Genomic DNA, 19,247 nt, shown 5'->3' with positions numbered 1-19,247 from the left:
AGCTTGGTGTATTTCTACTATCCGTAGTTTCGACTATTTCTTCATCAAAATTTCATAAATATGCCAAAAAAGGACGGCTAATTTAAAGATTAGGTAAAACTAGCTCTTGAGAAAAAACCGTACTGGGAACTTCTGCGTACTCTAGAGCAGGACGGTTGGAAAGCTACGTAGATTTACGCTGCTTTGCAGGGTTGTCTAAATTTCGCTCTCCAGCTTTGAGAAATTATCAGGAGATATTCCCATGAAGTTTAATAAGTTTGGTACAGTCCTCAGTGCGATCGCAGCAGCAACAGTGTTAAATTTGCTTGATGTTGCCACAGCTGAGGCAGCAACCCTCCAGCTAATCGGTTTAAACGACAGTAACACCCTTGTTTTCTTCAATAACAACTTTTCTCAGGTCAAGAAAACTGTTGGTGTCACTGGAGTTGATGGCACCCTACTAGGCATTGACCTTCGTCCAGCTGACCGTCAGCTCTACGGTATCTCCAGCACTAACAAAATCTACACCATTGACTCCTCCACAGGTGCCGCAACTTTTGTCAGTACACTCTCCCTTCCCTTCAGTGGAGGAATCGAATCAGGAGTGGACTTCAACCCAGTAGTAGACCGCCTACGGCTTGTGGCTAGCAATGACCAAAACTTCCGCCTCAACGTGGATACAGGTGCTGTTGCAGATTTTGATCTCCTCACTCCAGGTACTCAACCAGATAGAAACTTAGCCTATGCAGCTGGAGATGCCAACCAAGGAGCTAACCCTAGTATCACAGCTGCGGCTTACACTAATTCCTTCGCGGGAGCGCCCTCCCCAGCTCGGACAACTCAGCTGTTTGGGATTGATGCTGATCTTGACACCTTAGTTTTGCAGAGTCCTCCCAATAACGGAACCTTAACTACAATCGGTTCCTTGGGCATTGACTTTGGTTCCACCGGAGGCTTTGACATTTTCTCTCCTGCTAGTGGAGCGAATACTGCCTATGCAGCTTCCGGTTCCAATATCTACAACATCAATTTGACTACTGGTGCTGCTACAACTTTGGGGACGTTCAGTAGTGCTGATTCCGGCAATATTGTCGGTCTTGCTGCTACCCAAGTTCCTGAACCTGCTGTTACTAGCTCTTTAATTGGGTTCGGTCTTCTTGGCTTATTCCGTCGCCGCCGCAGCGTCAAGTCGCTTAGTTAGTATAGGTTGGGAGAATTAGGAGTTATTAGTTTTAAATTAATAACTCCTAATTTTTTTAAAAGTATCAAGAGAGAAATGTTATAATATCAATTGATGTTAGATAAAATTGTTACCAAAACAAACTTCAAAATTATAATATTTTAATAGCTAAGAAGTAGAGAACGTTGGAATTGACAAGCAGCTCACCTAAAGAAAATTTCTCACCCGATGACTGGCTAGAAGTCGGTACAATTGTTGCAGCACAAGGGTTGAAGGGCGAGTTACGAGTTTATCCTGACTCGGACTTTCCGGAACGCTTTGAGGAACCCGGAGTGCGTTGGCTGTTGCGGCCGGGGGAAACGGAACTGCAACCAGTGGAATTAGTGACAGGACGGTATATTCCCGGTAAAAAGATATACGTCGTGCAACTGACGGGCGTAGATGATCGAAACCAAGCCGAGGCGTTGCAAGGTTGTAAGTTACTGGTGAGGGCAAGCGATCGCCCAACCCTGGAAGAAGACGAATTTCATATTATGGACTTGATTGGTTTGGAAGTGATCGACCAACCCACCGGAGAAAATCTTGGTGTTGTGGTGAATGCGATCGCTGCTGGTAACACTCTACTAGAAGTGAAGCGGCACGAGTCAGCAGTTCCCTCAGTTGAGGAAACGGATAAACCCAGCAAAGGGGAAATCACCAGAACCAGTAAAATCAAAAAAATCCGTCCCAAGCCGCCACAGCCAATCAACCTCTTGATCCCGTTTGTGAAAGAGATTGTGCCAGTGGTAGACTTGCAAGCTGGACGAATTGAGATTACGCCGCCTCCAGGATTGCTGGACGTTTAGGTGCCTAATCGATTAACTTCTTCCCAATGGGAAGAAGTTAATTATGTTTAGATGTCACAGTGCGATCGCATTCCCAAAATGAAAAATGTCGCTCCAGAGAACGACATCGCTACGTTGTTCAATAATGTTGAATCATTGAATCAATTGTCAAACAGTGGTACAAAGTTACCAAAGCGCTCTTACAGGAGCTGTATTTTGGGTAGCATCTGGTGTAGTATCCACAGGCTCAGTTATTGTAGGTTCGGTCTGAGTGTTGGTGGGTCTGGGAACTGGTGTAGTTTCAATTGTCCGGCGCTGCTGAATCTCTTGTTCCCGACGGATTCTATTGGTGCGGGTAGAATCTGTAGTTCCCTCTTGCTCGGTTTGCATTTGATCCATCTGCTGTCCGGCTGGATTCGTCTGCATTCGATCCATCTGCTGCCCAGCTGGAGTCATCGGCGTTTGGTTCATCTGCTGCCCAGCTGGAGTCATTGGCGTTTGGTTCATTTGCTGTCCAGCTGGAGTCATCGGCGTTTGGCCTGGAGACTGTGTTGAGGCTGGTGATTGCGCGATCGCTGGAAATACTGATACTCCGGAGAGCAACAGTGTTAACATCGTACCTGTCATTACTTTCGTTTTTTGAAGACGCATTCCACTCTCTCCTCGAAAATTTTTTAGTAACAAAGCCAACTATCGGTACAAATCCTATTCGACAATGAATTGATTCATGGCAAGTTAATCTCCCAAATACTAGCCATCTTTGTTTTAATGGAAATCTACCTGAATGTATAGGTCATTAGTAGTACAAATATTAATCGCTTAGTTTTAAAAAAACTGACCGCCGGGATAAATTAGGGATAAAATTAAATTTGTCTGCTTTTGTTTGATTTATTGGCTCTGAAACAAGATTTGATAGTAGTCGTAGAGTAGAGGCAAGAAATGGCAGCAATTATTAGAGGCAAATCGCTACTTCAAAGTTTTAAACTTTTCTATTTAAGTGTAACAATTGTAGCGCTGTCACTGGGACAACAGGTTTCTGCCCAAGTGACAACAAAAGAAGGTGCAGCAACTACTAACGAGGGAAATCCTCTTCTGGAATTGTCACCTGTTACAGAACCAAAATTGCCTCCTTTGGGTTCACCATCTCTATATCTTCCTATTGAGGAAGCGTCCCCTACAAGTACCCTGACCGATACTCAGTTGGTGATCAAATTAAGCGATCGCAAGGTCTATGTGTATCGAGATAAGCAGGTGAAAGGAAGTTATCCAATTGCTGTTGGTAAAGCAGGTTGGGAAACACCTACAGGCACCTTTAAAGTTATAGCAATGCAACGCAATCCATATTGGGAACACCCCTGGTCTGGGAAAGTCATCCCTCCTGGGGCAGATAATCCGTTGGGAGCTAGATGGATAGGTTTTTGGACTGACGGAAAAAACTTTATTGGATTTCATGGAACGCCTCAAGAACAGCTAGTCGGACAAGCAGTTTCTCACGGATGTATCCGAATGCGAAATAAAGATATTTTAGCTTTGTATGCACAGGTAGCTATTGGCACACCTGTAGTAGTAGAGCGTTAATTGGCGACTGGGGACGGAGGATTTCTTCGTTCCCTGTATCGCAGAAGGGAACTAGGAAATATGTTCAGTGGCAAGTTTTTAGAATAGCGCGATCGCGTCCAGCTGCTTTTGCCTCATAAAGCGCTAGATCGGCGGTATGAATCAGTTCAACCGGGGAATCAGGAAGAGGAACCACAACGGCGACCCCTAAACTCAAAGTAATATATGGGCTTATTGGGGATTTAGCATGAAAAATCTGCAATTCTCGGATGCGATCGCGTATTTCTTGTGCTACTTTTAGCGCTCCTTGGGTCTTAGTGTAAGGCAAAATCACCACAAATTCTTCGCCTCCATATCGAGCCACTAAATCCGCAGGACGCTTCAGTGTCTGACTAATAGTAGCGGCGACCAATTGCAAACAGCTATCTCCCGCTTGATGACCATAATTATCATTATAAAGTTTAAAAAAGTCGATATCGCACATAATCAAAGCTAGCGGTGCTTTTTCCCGTGCCAACCGCCGCCACTCTCGCTCAAGATATTCGTCAAAGCGACGACGATTTGCCACCTGAGTTAAGCCATCTAAGCAAGCTAAACGCTGTAACTCATAGTTGGCTTCCTCTAGCTGTTGATATAGTTGTGCTTGCTGGATAGCGATCGCTATCTGAGTCGTCAGCTGTTGTAGCAAATTAACTTCAAACGGTTGCCAAATCCGTACTGAACTACATTGATGAGCAATCACCAATCCCCAAAGAGAAACGCTATTAACTTGTGGTTTTTCAGTAACCAAAGCCGATATATTGGCATCTTTACTAGGGATTTGTGACTGGTGATTAGGTATAGAAAATTGTTGAACCCCGAAATTTCGCCTCTCTATCCTAGTCCCTACTTCACAGTTTCTAATTCCTTCATTAGAACTTGAGCCAACCGATTCCAGAACCAGAGGCGATATTAGTTCAGCCTTTACCTCTAAACGTTGCAAAAATGCCACCAGGCAAGGTTCTACCTCATTCTCCAGGTTGTCGATTACGCGAACCTGACCGTTTTTATAACGTTCGTAGCAGCTTTGTGGAAAAACGTCCTCATCAAAAGTTTGTCCTAGAAGACTAGGCAACTCAGGAACCACTGCTTCTGCGATCGCATTCCCCCTGTTTCCACAGCAAATGCGGTAAATGAAAACGCGATCGCATTCCAGTAATTGCCGCACCTCTGTAACTGCGGTGTTAAGAATCTCCTCCAAATTCAACGATTGGCGAATTCGTTGGGTAATAGCTGCTACCAGTCGTTCTCGCTGTGTCTGCTGGCGCAGTGCTGCCTCTGCTCGCACGCGATCTGTGATATCCAGAGCTAGGGAGGCAAAGCCCATCACTTCTCCATTGGGAGCCACTAAAGACGTGTTGTACCAATCACAAATAATAGCTCTACCATCTTTGGTTATATTCTCGTTAGTGCTGCGATTACCACCCTTACCTGTTAGCAACTTATAACAAATTTTATTGACGTGTTCTCTAGCATTTTCAGGCACAATCATTTCGCCTGTACTACCGATAATTTCACTTTTTTTATAGCCAAAAATTGCTTCTGCGGACGGGTTCCATTCCACAATTTCATAATTAATATTCCATTCAATTACAGCTAACGGAGTTTGCTGTACGTGGAGAGAAAGTTTCTGTTCTGATTTCTTTAGTGCTTCTTCCGCAGCAATGCGATCGCTAATATCGCGAGTAACACATAATAGGGATTCTACACAACCATCTGCCGAAAATTCTGGTACTATTCTAGATTGATAATGTGCTAAGCCATCGGGTGTTAAAAATTCAAACTCTATCTTACCTTCGCAGCCTGTTTCCCAGACGTCCCGCATCGCTTTTTCCCAGAAAGATACTATTTCATCAGGCATACCCAACTCTCGATTAGTTTTCCCAATGAATGCCTGGGGAGAAAGTCCAGAAGCCTTCCTAGCTGCTGGGTTTACGTAGAGATGACGCAGTTGTTTATCAAACCGGGTAATAATATCAGGCGCGTTTTCAGCTAACGCTCTAAATTCTTGTTCGCGTCGGTGTAACGCTTCTTCTACTTGCTTGCGTTCGGTGATATCGCGGATAATAGCTAAAACTTCTTCTTCCCGGCCTTGAGAACAGGTGACGATTCTAGCTTCACATTCGCGCACGCTATCATTAATAATAATTTGACATTCCCAAGTTTGAATTTCCCCAGACGAGAGCGATCGCTCTATATAAGTCATCCCTTCTTGTGCTACCTCTGGGGGCAAAAAATCCCACAGGGTTTTACCAACCAATGCCTCTGGAACGATTAACATAGAAATGTCTTTCGCTGCTTTGCATTCCAAAATTTTGCCTTTCTTACTAACGCGCATCATTAAATCTGGTAGAGCATCGAGAAGGGCGCGATTTTTAGCTTCGCTTGCTCTCAAAAATTCTTCTACCTGCTTACGTTCCGTGATGTCAAAACACGAGCCAATATAACCCTCGAAGCCTCCATTCCTAAAGCGAGGAACACCTTTATCCACAACCCAGCGATAATTTCCATCTGCACGTTTTAGGCGATATTCTATTAGAAAGCACTGACGTGCCGCAAAAGCTGACAAGTACGTATCCAGACGTAATTCTCTATCTTCTGGATGTAAGTTTTGAACCCAACCATTGCCTACTTCCTCTTCTAGGGTGCGTCCGGTAAAGTCCAGCCAACCTTGATTGAAAAAGTTACACAGCCCATTGGTATCAGATGTCCAAAGTAACAAAGGCGCACTATTGAGAAGCGATCGCAAGCCCTCTTCACTTTCCCGCAAAGCCTGCTCCATAGCTTTGCGCTCAGTGATGTCAGTATAGGCGATAGCAACTCCATAATTTTTTAGAACAATAGGAGTAGCTGTAACATTGATCCAGGTGATTTCTTTATTATTTTTTACAATCCCCATTTCTATATTTTCAACAGTTCGATTTTCAGTTAATGCTTTCACACTAGGGAATTCGTTTGTTGGCATTGGTGTACCATCAGGACGAACAATCTTCCATTCCTCGCAGTCATAAGTTCGATTTGTATGTTCTACCGAAGAGATACATAAAATTTTTTCAGATGCTTTATTGGCTTCAATGATATTTCCGGCTTTATCCGTAATGGAAATTCCCAGAGGAAATGTCTCAAACAGAACCTTGTATTTTTCTTCGCTTTCTCTTAAGGCTTCTTCAGTTTGCTTGCGCTCGGTAATATCTCGTCCTACTGACTGGAACTCTACCAATCCCTGCTGGTCAAATATGGCGCGATCGCTCCACTGCTGAGTACGAATTTCCCCATTAGAAAGTATGACTTTGTGTTCAATCATCGCCACCGGGTTTTCTCGACTCAAAGCGGCGAAATGCTTTGCTACCCTTTCTCTGTCTTCTTCTAAAATGTATTGCAGAAAGTCATCGCCAATCATTTCCTGGCGCTGCTTGCCAAAATAGCGACAGCAAGCCTCATTGACTAAGGTAAACTTTCCGTCAGGTGAAAGCCTGACAATTAGTTCAGTTTGATCCTCAACAATGTTGCGGTAGCGTACTTCACTCTCCCGTAGTGCTAACTCAGTTCGCTGGCGATCGCATTCTTCAATTGCCAAAACCACCATTTGCGCGATCGCGCAAGCAAAATTCTGCTCATCTAACGCCCACTCCCGAACCGTCCCCGTCTGTTCATGGCAGATTACCCCAAATCCAGAAATCGGCGCATCCAACATGGAGGTAATGCCCAGATCCAGATAAGATCCCAACTCAGATGTACGCACATCGTTACGAGCATCGCTAGCTGCAATGACCCGCTCTTGTTTAATCGCAGCGAAGTAATTAGGATAGTCCGCCGCCGCCAATTTCATCCCGTTTGAATGGCACTCATTCCCCAATTCATATAAGTCAGCGCAGTAAATCTGGGAACAGTCTTGATTGTAAAACCACACGCTCACCCGCTCTACACCAAGAGTCCGCGCTGCCACCTCTGTAATTTCCCGCAACGCCGCTTGTAGTTCCCCATATTTCCGACTTGCCAGTTCCAAAAGTGCTGTCTGTTGGCGTAGGAGCCGATGTTCACGCTCTTGAGAAGCTTGTTCTGCAAGCTTGGCGCGAGTAATGTCGCTTCCATTAACTAATAGCTTTTGGCGACTGCCATCTGGGTTGAAAAGCGGGGTTTTTTTGATATCAAATACCTTTATCTCCCCATCGCCACCTTGAATCACTTGTTCGCTATGGCTGACAGTTCCTTCACGCCAAACTTTCTCATCACAGGCAGCACAAGCTAAAATAGCGGCGCGACTTTTGTCATCAGTGTATGCAGCTAGTTCTAAGCTTGTCTTACCTTGATAATCTACTCCTGATAACCGAAATAGCTCTAGTGTGTAGTTATTTGCCATCAACCAGCGTCCCTGGTTATCTTTAACGACAATAAAGCCGGAAGCAGCGTTAATTAAGTTATAAAGCAAGATGTCTTGAGTTGGCTGCATATATGCCTTATTTTTGATTGATAATGTCTTAAATTGGCAAACTTTTACCTCTAGTTTTGTATACTGCCAATATCCAGAAGTAAATAATTTTAAGGAAGTTATTTGCCTGAGTGGTAAAATTGAGATTTATTACAAAGGCTTCCCAAAACCCCGAAAAAACTTATAATGTAAGCGCCAAAAACTGTAGTTGTTTATTTATATTTTAGTATTAGCATAATTCAGAAAAACTACTTCAAGTATAGTTTATGTAATAAATTAAAATAATTGTAGGTGGGGTTGTAGCTTACTTTGGCGTAGCGGTACAACAGCGCAACCCAACAAATGATTATAGTTGTTGAGAAAGGTTTAGAGGATGTCCCAGAAGTGTCAAAAGTTAGCTTGATCCCCCCAACCCCCCTTTTTAAGGGGGGAGAATTAAGTCTTAGTCCCCCTTAAAAAGGGGGATGCAAGGGGGATCTCCACCCTCTAAGCGTCTCGATTATGACTTTTCAGACATCCTCTTAGTTAAAATGGTAGAGTGCGGAAGCCTCAAATCCCACGAACCACGGGCGCGGTAAACAAAGCACCACCAGGTAGTCCAACCTACGAAGTTATACTAAGGGCAGCAGAATCTCAAATTCAGTACCGCTGTTTACAGGAGATTCTATGCTTTCATTTCCGGATACTTGTGATTCCGCTTCGTATAGGCGATCGCTAACAGTAGGGGATTCTTCTTGGGAGACGCTACGCGATCGCATTTTAAATTCTCCCCCGTGCTTTGCTGTCACGATTTCATAACTTAGCGATAGACTGGTTTCTTTAGTAGCACGTTTTTGCACAGAAAAAGATTCAAGAATTTGCTGCTGTAATTCCGGAGACATTCCCGGCCCATTATCAGCAATCAGAATAGAAACCCAGCGAAGATCGCAAATTCCCGGATTAGAATTAGTAAAAGTCCGAGAAAACACCTTTGTAGTGATTTCAATGCGAGGCTTTTGTATGGTATTTGCTGGAATTCCCCCTTTAAACTCTTGGGAATACTTCTCTCGGACTGCCTGTTCAATCAACGCATCAATGGCATTTGTGAGAATGTTCATGAAAACCTGGTTCAGTTGCCCAATGTAACATTGGACTGGAGGTAAATGTCCATAATTTCTGACAATCTCAATCTCGCTAGCCAGACGACTTTTTAACAACAAAAGAATACTATCTAAATTAGCGTGTAAGTCAGCAGGCTTAGGATAAACATCATCAATATGGCAAAAGTTTTGTAACCCAGATACCAATTTTTTTAAGCGTTCTGCTCCTGAGCGGATGCTGCCAATTGCTCTAGGAAAATCTTGTTGGATAAAATCTAACTCAATATCTTCTTTTAGGTCAGTAATTTCTTCAGGCGGGGCACTAAAATACATTTCATAAGCTGACAGCAATTCTAGTAAATTATTACTGTATGTTGAGACATAAGTTAAGTTTCCCCAAATAAAGCTTACTGGATCTAAAATTTCGTGTACTAATCCATCTACCAAACGCCCCAAACTAGCCATTTTTTCACTTTGAATCATCTGCGCTTGGATGCGTTCGTAGCGTACTTGAGTTTCTATTCCTCGAATTTGCCAAGAAACAAGGTTCAATTCCTGAACATCCAACAAACGATAGTCAGATGCTCCCACTTGTACCACGATTGGTTCTGCCCGAAGTTCAGGCGATCGCTTCAGTGCCTGCTGCGTCGCTGTCAGAATTGGCGTACTATCGGGAAGCACTAAAACCTCAGAGCGATCGTACCTGTAGATAACGTGCAGGGGTTTGTGCAAAAATAACTCTAGCCGATGAGGACGAAGCAGGCACTCCAAGAGCCGTCGCCGCGAAATCATACCTGCAAACTTACCCTGTTCTATCAGGATTGCTCCAGGTAGCAAGGGATGCTTCTCAAAAGTGCGGGCGACATCTACACCCTGGCAGCTGGTCTTAACTTGAAAATTGTACAGGGGTAACTCTCTCAGGGTTGATTGTGTAGAGAGATCGCGATCGCTCCCCTGAGACAAGGATGGAGGTGAGATAAATCCATTTGATACCAACACACAACGCCCAAAATGCAGTAGAGAAGCTGGATTCAGCTATTAACATAGATTATCATCTCCAGCAGCCTTTCACCTGTACTTTGGGCTGATTCCAACTACTACTTTCGGGGAATATTTTCTCTACAATTATTCTTTGGTGCGTTAGTTATAACCTGCGGCGTTGCATGAGGTCAGGCTTATATAGCCTGCCTTACATATATTTGGCGCTACTGCCGATTAAACAAGCGGCAGCAGGATCTCAAATTCGGTGCCGAAACTTGGTTGTGAATCTTCCATGCCCATTGCGCTGTTTAGATGCTCTAAGGTCGCTATCTTTGCCGCCACTTTGCTAACGCCCTCCCCAACACTATGGGAGGAGACGCTATTAGCAGCGTACAACCGAGACGGGGAGGCGTTATTAGCCGCATCCCAGCGAGGCGATCGCACAAATAATTTACCTCCATGCTTTTGTGTGACAATTTGATTACTTATAGCCAACCCCAGCCCTGTCCCCTTACCTACTGGCTTTGTGGTAAAAAACGTCTCGAAAATCCGCTTTTGAATCTCCGGCTTAATTCCAGGCCCATTATCCGAAATCTTAATTACTACCCATTCAGAATCTTTTGTTTCTAAGACTTCAGTTGTAATTTGGATCTGGGGGTGCCAATTTTTTGCTGGGAGAAAATTGGGATGAGCGTTTTCCTTACTTTTTGCTTCCCCTAAAGCATCAATTGCATTGCTGATAATATTCATAAACACCTGGCTTAGTTGTCCTGAGTAACAACTTACAAGCGGTAAATCCCCATAATTTTTAATTACTTCAATGCCATTTTTCAAGGGATTATTTAAAATTAGTAGGGTACTTTCAATACATTCGTGCAAATCAACGGTTTGACGCTTATTTTCATCCAAGTGAGAAAAGTTTTGTAGACCGCTAACGATTTTCGTCAATCGCTCCGCGCTCACTTTCATACTTTCTATTAACTTTGGCAAATCTTCCAAAAGAAAATCTAGTTCAATTTCTTTTTTGAGGTCAACAATTTTAGCTGATATATTTGGTTCTGCTTCATAAGCTGCCACTAACTGCATCAAGTCTTGACAGTAAGTTGACATGAATGCGGAATTACCATTAATGCAGTTAACAGGATTTTTAATTTCATGGGCAATTTCAGCAACCATCCGCCCCAAAGTCGCCATTTTTTCTGCTTGCAACATTTGGGCTTGGGTTTGCTCATCTAAAAGCTGAGTTGTCAGTTCGTGAATCTGAGACTGAGCTACCAGTAATTGATGCACGTCTATTAACCGATACACTCCATTCGCCAACTCTACTACAATCGGTTCATTTAGTAACTCAGGTGGACGCTGCAAAGACAATTTTGCTGCCGTCACAATTAACGTATCGCCTGGTAATTTTAAAAAATTTGTTGCGGCAAATTCATATAGAGATTTTAGAGAGCGTTTTAAAAATAGTTCCAGCCCATAAGGGCGGCTCATTTGTTCTAAAAATCGTCCCCGCGAAATCATCCCCACAAATTTATTTTCTGTGGTCAAAATGACTCCCGGCAACAGCTTGTTAACTTCAAACCTCTGAGCAACTTCCTTGCCCTGGCATGAGGCTTCTATTTGAAAATCGTATAGTGACAGCTCTTGAAGGGTTGACTCCAAACTCAGCTTTTTGGTAGCGAATTCCGGTAATATTGATAATTCGGACTTGGACTTTTGCCAACTAACCATAAGATCCCTGAGTTAGTTATTTCAATTTTTTTAATAATATCGTATTTTTACGATAGCACTCATTTTTGCTAATTTATATAATAAAGATTTTTCCTACAATATTTATTTACTTTTAATCTAGTCTAAAGTTTATTTTAATCAAATCTTAACTTATAAATTAATTAGATAATTTAATTTTTGTAGACTAAAATATAAAATTTTTCTTGAAGTAATTTAAAGTTTAACTATATATTTATTAAAGAAAATATTTTTTCATTTAATAAATTGCCGATGGCTTAAATAACGCCTAGAGATGCTAAAAGCTGCATACGCTAACGCGATCGCGTCCAGCCAGCTTTGCTGTGTACAGCATCTCGTCAGCTGCCGTAACCAGCATTGATGGTGAGAAAGCTGGACTGGGAAAACCGATGGCAACACCTAAACTGACGGTGACGTACTCGCTAACCTCTGAACAAGCATGGGGAATTTTCAAAGCTTTTACTGCCTGTTGAATAGATTCTGCAATATGAACCGCACCAGCAAGCGGCGTGTGCGGCACAATTACAGCAAATTCTTCCCCGCCGTAACGTGCTACCAAATCTTCCGGACGCTTAACCGTTTGCTCAATGGCAGCAGCTACCTGCCGCAAACAGTCATCACCTGCTTGATGACCGTAGGTATCGTTATACTTTTTGAAAAAGTCAACATCGCACAGAATCAGGGATAGCCCAGAACTATTTTCCTGCCTCTGTTGCCAGCAAGAAAGGAAATACTCATCAAAACGGCGGCGGTTGGCAACTCCAGTTAAGCTATCAGAACTTGCCAGGTGTAGTAACTGTTGGTTTGTAATTGCCAGCTGGTTGTAGAGTTGAGTCACCAATTGGGTTGCCAATTCGTGAATTTGCGCCTGAGCTAGAAGTAATTGATGTACATCCAATAAGCGGTAAACTTGCGGGGCGACCTCTACCACAATCGGTTCATCAAGTAACTCAGGGCGTCGATCTAAAGACCGACGGGCCGCCGTCACGATCGGTGTTTCCCCTGAAAAACTTAACATTTCTGTTTGAGCAGCTCGGTATAAACACTCAATCGGTCGCTGAGAAAACAATTCTAACCCGTAGGGACGACTCATAAATTCTAAAAATCGCCGTCGGGAAATCATCCCAGCCAAACGACCTTGCTGGTTTAAGATGATGCCTGGAAGGAGAGGATTGGCTTTAAAAGCCCCAGCCACCTCCCTGCCGATTTTATCGGTTTCAACCTGACCATCGTGCAGTGATAGTTCCAGAAGCGTGGATTGTAAAGATAAATAGCGATCGCTTACCTGGAGTGACAAGGGCGGTTCTCCAAGGGCATTCATGTCAGGTTGCCCTAGATAACTGATATCCAGTCTTAAAGCTTGAGCCTGATTCATAAATGTTTTATAAATATCTTACTGTCTTGAGTAAATTTACAGTGTTATCAGAAATACATCATCAGCAAAAATGCTGAAATTACTCAAAATTACCTATAAATTTGTAATCTAGAGAACCAACATTTCTCTTCGGTTGCGGAAAATACTTATATGTTTGGGATGTTGAAAGCAACAACTGAAACAATTGAAACAGTACCTCGTCGAATACCACATTCATCAAATCAACAGTAATTACCGCTAAAATGGCTTGGCAGCCGCAAAAAGCTAGAAAAGGCTACTCACGACCAACAGCATGAATCAACTGCACAACGCTTTCACCTTGTTTTTAAGTTTGCTAGTAGAGGCAATGCCTTTCTTGCTAGTGGGGGTTTTGCTCTCCGGTATACTGCTGTTGTTTATCGATGAGCGGAAGCTGATTGGTGCTATGCCGAAGAACCCAATTTTAGGGGCTTTTGTGGGCAGCTGTGTAGGCTTCTTGTTTCCAGTGTGCGAGTGCGGTAATGTGCCAGTAGCGCGACGGTTGCTGATTCAAGGGGTGCCATCACCAGTAGCGATTGGGTTTTTGCTAGCAGCGCCAACAATCAATCCGATTGTGATCTGGTCTACCTGGGTGGCATTTCGAGATCAGCCGGAAATTGTCGTGTTGCGCGTAGTGTTTTCGTTAGCGATCGCAACCATCATTGCTTCCGTATTCAGCGTTCAGGGTAATTTGAAACCAATCCTGCAACCAGCGATCGCTTGCGCCATACCCCGTCCCCAATCAAAATCAAGACTGGAAGATAAAACTCCCACTTTGCTACAATCGGGAACGTTTTGGCTGGGACAGTCCGGGCCGACCCCAATGGATGCCGTGGCTCTTGACAACACAATGGGGGGTAATATAAGCACAAAACCGCTACCCTACAAGCTGCGGATGTTGCTAGATAATACAGTGCAGGAGCTGCGGGAACTGGGAGGTGTGTTAATTTTGGGAAGTGCGATCGCAGCTGCTATTCAGGTACTCGCACCCCGCGAACTTATCCTAAGTCTTGGTCAAGGGCCAATTACCTCTATCGTCGCCATGATGGTATTGGCTGCACTGGTGTCGATTTGTTCAACGGTAGATTCCTTTTTTGCCCTCTCCTTTGCCTCAGCTTTTACCAGCGGATCTTTACTAGCTTTTCTGGTATTTGGCCCGATGATTGACCTCAAAGGCATCGGATTGATGTTATCAATTCTTAAACCCAGAGCAGTATTCTATCTCTTTGGACTCGCCGCCCAACTGACTTTCATCTTTACCTTGTTTTATACCTACTTTTTCTGATGTCAGGGAACTGGGGGCTGGGGGCTAGGGACTGGGGACTAGGGACTGGGTAAGACTTTTTCCCAATCCCCAATCCCCAATCCCCAATCCCCAATTCCCCAATCCCCAATTCCCCAATCCCCAATCCCCAATCCCCAATTCCCCAATTCCCCAATCCCCAATCCCCCTTGACCAATGACCAATCAACCAAAGCTTATTTCCCAAAAATTTATCATCCCTAGCTTGGATGTCTTGGCACTCTTGGCGTGGGGAATATTGCTGCTAAAATACCGGATCACAGGGCAATTATACTTACTGATTCACGAAGATTATTTCTGGCTGGTGATTGTAACTGGTATATCTTTGTTAATCTTGGCAGTATTGAAAGCTGTACAACTGCTCCAAGACCTGTTTAATGGTAGGGAGCGAAATCGGACTGTAGCGGTTCTTCAGCATATCACCTTGTTTCCCCCAGGATGGAGTAGCATATTGCTCCTGGCGACAGCAATATTGGGTTTACTAATTGCCCCCCGCGTGTTTACCTCTGCAACAGCACTAGAACGGGGTGTTACTGAATCTATTAGCTTTACCAGATCGAATCCCAAAGCATTTACTTCCTCAGTACGACCGGAACAGCGATCGCTAATTGACTGGGTGCGGACGCTAAACTTCAACCCCGAACCCGACGCCTACACAGGTCAGAAAGCCAAAGTTCAAGGATTCGTGGTTCATCCACCAGAACTACCGCCAGAATACCTGTTAATATCCCGATTTGTAATTACCTGCTGTGCAGCAGATGCTTATCCAGTAGGGTTGCCCGTAAAATTAATTGAAAATCGCAATGCCTATATCCCCGATACTTGGTTAGAAGTCGAAGGTGAGATGATTACCGAAACCTTCCAAGGTAAACGTCAACTCACAATCAAAGCAAATTCACTGAAAAAAATAGACCCGCCAAAGAATCCCTATGATTATTAACTATTTCGATTGTTTGTTGTCTATTGGCGTTTGAACGTTAGAACGTTATCAGGTTAGAAAGTGGCTAGAACCTGATAACGTTTCAACTTGATAACTGGACAACTCTTAAGATGACAACTGACAACTGACCAATGACTTCCAAACAATTTCTTCAACCAATTGATCGCCTTGCCTTAGCGCTCATGCTAGTGCTGAGTTTGGTGATAGGGCTAATGTTGTGGGGTGGCAATGCCTGCGCCAGCGGCACCAATTGCTTTTTAGTCACCGGGCCTCGCGTGCGAGATTTCAGCTGGCAGAGAAAACAAGTAGGTGCTAATGATCCTTCCTTTATCCTCACCTTTAGCCGCCCAATGGATCGTGGCAGTGTGGAAGCAAATCTGCGTATTGAGCCACCTTTGCCGGGTAAATTCAGCTGGGCAGGGCGGAAAATGTCTTATACCTTAACTTCCCCAGCACCTTATGACACAGCTTATAAAGTAAGCTTAGAAGGGGCAAACGAGCGCATAGGAACGAGTCGTGTAGGAAAGGAAATGCAGCCGTTTACGGGACAGTTTCGCACCCGCGATCGCGCTATGGTTTATCTGGGAGTTGAGAAGGAAGAACAAGGGCAATTAATCCTCTACAACTTTACTCAAAATAAAAAAACAGTTCTGACGCCTAAAGACCTGGTAGTAATGGACTTTAAGTCTTACCCAGATGGCGAAAAAATATTGTTTTCTGCCACCGATTCGAGGAATAATAAACCAGGCTTGTCGGAACAACAAATTTACACCGTAACCACGGGAATAAGTTCCGATTCCGGAAAATCTAACGAAGAATCACCGCCAGCAGGCAGACTGAACGTGGTTCTAAATAACACAGATTACCAAAATCTCAAATTTGACTTGTCGGCGGATGGGGAAACAATTGTTGTGCAGCGCGTAAACAGCAAAAATCCCGCAGAATTTGGATTGTGGGTAGTGCGAGAAGATGCTCCGCCACAACCGTTGAAAAACCAACCGGGAGGAGAATTTTTGATAGCGCCGGATAGTGAGACAGTAGCGATCGCTCAAGGAGAAGGTATCGCCATTCTGCCACTCACGCCAGCCGCAAAGCCGTTGGATTTTCTGCCGAAATTTGGTTTAGTGCTAGGGTTCGCCAGAGATGGATCGGCAGGCACTTTCGTTAAATTCAACACAGATTACACGCGATCGCTTTTTCTGGTCACTAACTCTGGCGTACAGAAAGAACTTCTGCGGACAAACGGCTCAATTCTCGGTTGCGAATTTGCTCCCCAACAGGACATACTCTACTGTCTGCTCACACAGCTACTCGCTGGAACAGATTACCAAGAACAGCCTTACATTGCCGCAATTGACATCAAAAAGTCCACAAGTCCTCTGGATGCAAATGCCGTGAAGCCGCTGTTGCTATTACCCGCCCAGCGCGACATTCACATGAGTTTGTCACCAGATGGGTTAGCGCTGCTATTCGATCAAGTTGTCACCTCCCCCGGAATACCCACCACAGCGGATGGTTTAAGAACAGATGAAGGGCAAGCGATCGCTACCAGTAACCTCTGGCTGCTTCCCCTAACCTCCTCAAAACCAGGAGAACCCCGCACCCAGATGCAACCCGAACAGCTGCCATTACCAGGCTTACAGCCCCGATGGTTGCCGTAAAAGGGGCTGGGGGCTGGGGATTAGGGGCTGGGGACAAGGAGAAATTTTTCTCCCCCTATCCTCGTTTCCAGGCTGCAATGACAAAGAACGCTTGCACTATCGGTGAGGCTCTTTGCCCCACTCATAACATTCCCTGGCCGCAGCCCAGGAACGAAAAAATTGCTATGAGCGGGTAACAGCCTTCATTCTGTGTTTAGCTGTATCTGGGTAGACTGAGGAATAATTAACCACAGGCGCTTTAAGTGGAGTTGTTAGCTTATTCATAGCGGCTAATCGCTTTCTGGCAACCGCCCCATGCAATTACATAATTTTCTCGACCGATATAAACAAGGAGAGCGCGATTTTTCCCATGTTGACCTCAGTGGAGCTAGCCTCAGTGGGGTCAATCTGCGCGATATCGACTTGACTGGGGCTGACTTGACTGGTGCTAACCTCAGCTGGGCAACTTTAAGTAACGCCAAACTCATCGGGGCAAGTCTGCGCCAAGCTGATATGCGTAGCGCTATCCTCAACGCTGCTAATCTCAATTCTGCAACTTTGAGCCGTGCAAAATTGGGCAAAGTAGACTTGCGTTTAGCAACCCTGCAAGAAGCAGACCTTAACTGGGCAGTTCTCCAAGAGGCAGACTTGAGCGGTGCGAACCTTGAGGGGGCTAAGCTGGATCAGATTAATCTAGAATCCGCCAAACTCAACAGCACTAATTTAATTGGAACCCAGTTGATGGAGGCAAATCTGCGTCGCGCTAGTTTAATTAGCGCTAACCTCAGCGCCGCAAATCTCCGGGAAGCTCATCTGGAAGAAGCAAATTTACGAGAGGCGAAGTTGGTTGGCACCAATTTAACGGAAGCTGACCTTACCGCCGCTTACCTGCGAGGGGCAAATTTGAGTGACGCAAACTTGCATCGGTCAATTCTGGCGGGGGCAGATTTGAGCGAAGCAATTCTTAACGGTGCTGATTTGAGTCGGGTGAATCTGACTGGGGCTTATTTACTCAAGGCAACTTTAAGAAAAGCTTATTTATTGCGAGCTATTTTGCAGGATGTGTATCTTTTACGTGCCGATTTGAGCGAGGCAAATTTACGATCTGCGGATCTGCAACGGGCAGATTTGAGCGGTGCTTATTTGAGTGATGCTACTTTAAGTGAGGCTAATTTGGTCGATGCCTGTCTTTTGGAGAGTCATCTAATTCGCACCAATCTCGACCAGGCGCACATGACTGGTTGTTGCATCAGTAATTGGCATATTGAGGATGTAGATTTTTCCAAGGTTGATTGTCGTTATGTTTTTACCCGGTTCAATTACGCTACTAAAAAACCAAGCGATCGCTTTCCTGTGGGTCGCGATTTCCAGCCGGGAGAACTAGGCAACCAAGATCCCGAACATGGCAAAAATGATACTAATGCCTCCACCACAATAGAAGTTTTTTTGCAAGAATCTCCTAATTGGGAAGCGCTAGTCTTTACGCTGGCTCAGGTACAACTAGATTGTCCTGACTTAGAACTGAGTATTAAATCTTACGAACAATTAGAGGCTCGGTATCTGCTGCGGCTGGTATCCAGTCATTTTGTGAATGCCAAAACTCTTGCTCAACGGCTTTTGGAGTTGTACCCGGAAATGCTTGGGCGGGTCGCTTCTTCTCGCCAAGCCATGTTGGATCTGCTGCAAATCAAGCCTCGCTCAGAAAATGTGATAGAAACAGTACAGCCACCACAACCACCGCCACCGCCACCCTCACCAGATCAGCGCCTGCGGATGTATCAAGAAGTGGTCAAGCAAATCCAAATGATTATTCTCTCCCAAACGCCTGACCAGTTTGTGGACAGCGTACAGCGGCTTCTGAATTTCCTTAAAACTCAGGGGATCTCGACAGAGGAAATCCAAAAGTCAGTTATTAGTCAGGCAATTGTGAAGCGGGCGCGTCTTGACCCGATGTTCCAGCAGCAGTTGCTACGCTGGGAGGAAACGGCGGCAAAGGCAGCTCGTTTTTCGATGGTGGGGGAATCAGTACGGCTAGCGATCGCTCTCCTTTGGCCCGACCTTCCGCGAAAATGAGGGATTGGGAATTGGGAATTGGGGATTGGGAATTGGGAATTGGGGATTGGGAAGAATCTTACCCAGTCCCTAGTCCCTAGTC

General features: G+C 44.6%; 13 protein-coding genes. 7 read left to right on the top strand and 6 right to left on the bottom strand.

Translation table 11 applies throughout. The features are described 5' to 3' along the window. Nucleotides 1-241: 241 nt before the first annotated feature. Together H6F74_RS25475 and rimM are read left to right on the top strand one after the other, a co-directional pair. Nucleotides 242-1,180, top strand: a complete 939-nt coding sequence (locus tag H6F74_RS25475) for a DUF4394 domain-containing protein (RefSeq protein WP_190444925.1) — start codon at nt 242-244, stop codon at nt 1,178-1,180. 170 nt (nt 1,181-1,350) lie between these two features. After that, complete coding sequence (gene rimM / locus H6F74_RS25470) at nt 1,351-2,004, top strand: ribosome maturation factor RimM (RefSeq protein WP_190444924.1); 654 nt, start codon at nt 1,351-1,353, stop codon at nt 2,002-2,004. Between the two features lie 165 nt (nt 2,005-2,169). On the opposite strand, the gene H6F74_RS25465 is transcribed toward rimM, so the two are convergent. After that, a complete protein-coding gene (locus H6F74_RS25465; protein ID WP_190444923.1) occupies nt 2,170-2,634 on the bottom strand; it encodes a hypothetical protein in 465 nt (154 codons plus the stop codon). A 288-nt stretch (nt 2,635-2,922) separates the two neighbouring features. On the opposite strand from H6F74_RS25465, the gene H6F74_RS25460 reads away from it, so the two are divergent. Beyond that, nucleotides 2,923-3,561, top strand: a complete 639-nt coding sequence (locus tag H6F74_RS25460; RefSeq protein ID WP_190444922.1) for a L,D-transpeptidase — start codon at nt 2,923-2,925, stop codon at nt 3,559-3,561. 64 nt (nt 3,562-3,625) lie between these two features. On the opposite strand, the gene H6F74_RS25455 is transcribed toward H6F74_RS25460, so the two are convergent. The 4 genes from H6F74_RS25455 to H6F74_RS25440 all read right to left on the bottom strand — a co-directional run bounded on the left by H6F74_RS25455 (nt 3,626) and on the right by H6F74_RS25440 (nt 13,192). Continuing rightward, nucleotides 3,626-8,029: a PAS domain S-box protein gene (locus H6F74_RS25455; protein ID WP_190444921.1), complete on the bottom strand. Its 4,404-nt coding sequence runs from the start codon at nt 8,027-8,029 to the stop codon at nt 3,626-3,628. 590 nt (nt 8,030-8,619) lie between these two features. Beyond that, nucleotides 8,620-10,086 carry a HAMP domain-containing sensor histidine kinase gene (locus H6F74_RS25450; RefSeq protein ID WP_190444920.1) on the bottom strand — a complete coding sequence of 489 codons (1,467 nt, stop codon included), beginning with the start codon at nt 10,084-10,086 and terminating at the stop codon, nt 8,620-8,622. A 216-nt stretch (nt 10,087-10,302) separates the two neighbouring features. Then, a complete protein-coding gene (locus tag H6F74_RS25445) occupies nt 10,303-11,799 on the bottom strand; it encodes an ATP-binding protein (protein ID WP_190444919.1) in 1,497 nt (498 codons plus the stop codon). A 295-nt stretch (nt 11,800-12,094) separates the two neighbouring features. Continuing rightward, nucleotides 12,095-13,192, bottom strand: a complete 1,098-nt coding sequence (locus tag H6F74_RS25440) for a GGDEF domain-containing protein (RefSeq protein WP_199301632.1) — start codon at nt 13,190-13,192, stop codon at nt 12,095-12,097. A 292-nt stretch (nt 13,193-13,484) separates the two neighbouring features. Here H6F74_RS25440 and H6F74_RS25435 point away from each other — a divergent pair, with 292 nt between their 5' ends. Further along, complete coding sequence (locus tag H6F74_RS25435; protein ID WP_190444918.1) at nt 13,485-14,495, top strand: permease; 1,011 nt, start codon at nt 13,485-13,487, stop codon at nt 14,493-14,495. A 38-nt stretch (nt 14,496-14,533) separates the two neighbouring features. Here H6F74_RS25435 and H6F74_RS25430 read toward each other — a convergent pair whose 3' ends face one another. Then, nucleotides 14,534-14,677, bottom strand: a complete 144-nt coding sequence (locus H6F74_RS25430; protein ID WP_190444917.1) for a hypothetical protein — start codon at nt 14,675-14,677, stop codon at nt 14,534-14,536. On the opposite strand from H6F74_RS25430, the gene H6F74_RS25425 reads away from it, so the two are divergent. The 3 genes from H6F74_RS25425 (at nt 14,670) to H6F74_RS25415 (ending at nt 19,165) form a co-directional block, all read left to right on the top strand. Then, entirely contained in the window at nt 14,670-15,452 is a 783-nt protein-coding gene (locus H6F74_RS25425; protein ID WP_190444916.1) for a TIGR03943 family protein, read from the top strand. The genes H6F74_RS25430 and H6F74_RS25425 overlap by 8 nt on opposite strands. Before the next feature lie 131 nt (nt 15,453-15,583). After that, on the top strand, nt 15,584-17,113 hold the full coding sequence (locus tag H6F74_RS25420) for an Ig-like domain-containing protein (protein WP_190444915.1): 1,530 nt from the start codon (nt 15,584-15,586) through the stop codon (nt 17,111-17,113). 294 nt (nt 17,114-17,407) lie between these two features. Next, nucleotides 17,408-19,165 (top strand): pentapeptide repeat-containing protein, encoded by a 1,758-nt coding sequence (locus H6F74_RS25415; RefSeq protein ID WP_190444914.1) that lies wholly within the window; start codon nt 17,408-17,410, stop codon nt 19,163-19,165. Nucleotides 19,166-19,247: the final 82 nt, after the last annotated feature.

This window comes from Trichocoleus sp. FACHB-90 (assembly GCF_014695505.1).
Classification (GTDB): domain Bacteria; phylum Cyanobacteriota; class Cyanobacteriia; order Cyanobacteriales; family FACHB-T130; genus Funiculus; species Funiculus sociatus.
The sequence above is the reverse complement of the archived record's forward strand: the minus strand, read 5'-3'. Positions and strand labels throughout refer to the sequence as shown.

Bases quoted from the DNA above. Each gene is read 5' to 3' on its own strand.
- H6F74_RS25475 (WP_190444925.1), top strand. From the start codon at position 242: ATGAAGTTTAATAAGTTTGGTACAGTCCTCAGTGCGATCGCAGCAGCA.
- H6F74_RS25465 (WP_190444923.1), bottom strand. From the start codon at position 2,634: ATGCGTCTTCAAAAAACGAAAGTAATGACAGGTACGATGTTAACACTG.
- H6F74_RS25460 (WP_190444922.1), top strand. From the start codon at position 2,923: ATGGCAGCAATTATTAGAGGCAAATCGCTACTTCAAAGTTTTAAACTT.
- H6F74_RS25455 (WP_190444921.1), bottom strand. From the start codon at position 8,029: ATGCAGCCAACTCAAGACATCTTGCTTTATAACTTAATTAACGCTGCT.
- H6F74_RS25445 (WP_190444919.1), bottom strand. From the start codon at position 11,799: ATGGTTAGTTGGCAAAAGTCCAAGTCCGAATTATCAATATTACCGGAA.
- H6F74_RS25440 (WP_199301632.1), bottom strand. From the start codon at position 13,192: ATGAATCAGGCTCAAGCTTTAAGACTGGATATCAGTTATCTAGGGCAA.
- H6F74_RS25435 (WP_190444918.1), top strand. From the start codon at position 13,485: ATGAATCAACTGCACAACGCTTTCACCTTGTTTTTAAGTTTGCTAGTA.
- H6F74_RS25425 (WP_190444916.1), top strand. From the start codon at position 14,670: ATGACCAATCAACCAAAGCTTATTTCCCAAAAATTTATCATCCCTAGC.
- H6F74_RS25420 (WP_190444915.1), top strand. From the start codon at position 15,584: ATGACTTCCAAACAATTTCTTCAACCAATTGATCGCCTTGCCTTAGCG.
- H6F74_RS25415 (WP_190444914.1), top strand. From the start codon at position 17,408: ATGCAATTACATAATTTTCTCGACCGATATAAACAAGGAGAGCGCGAT.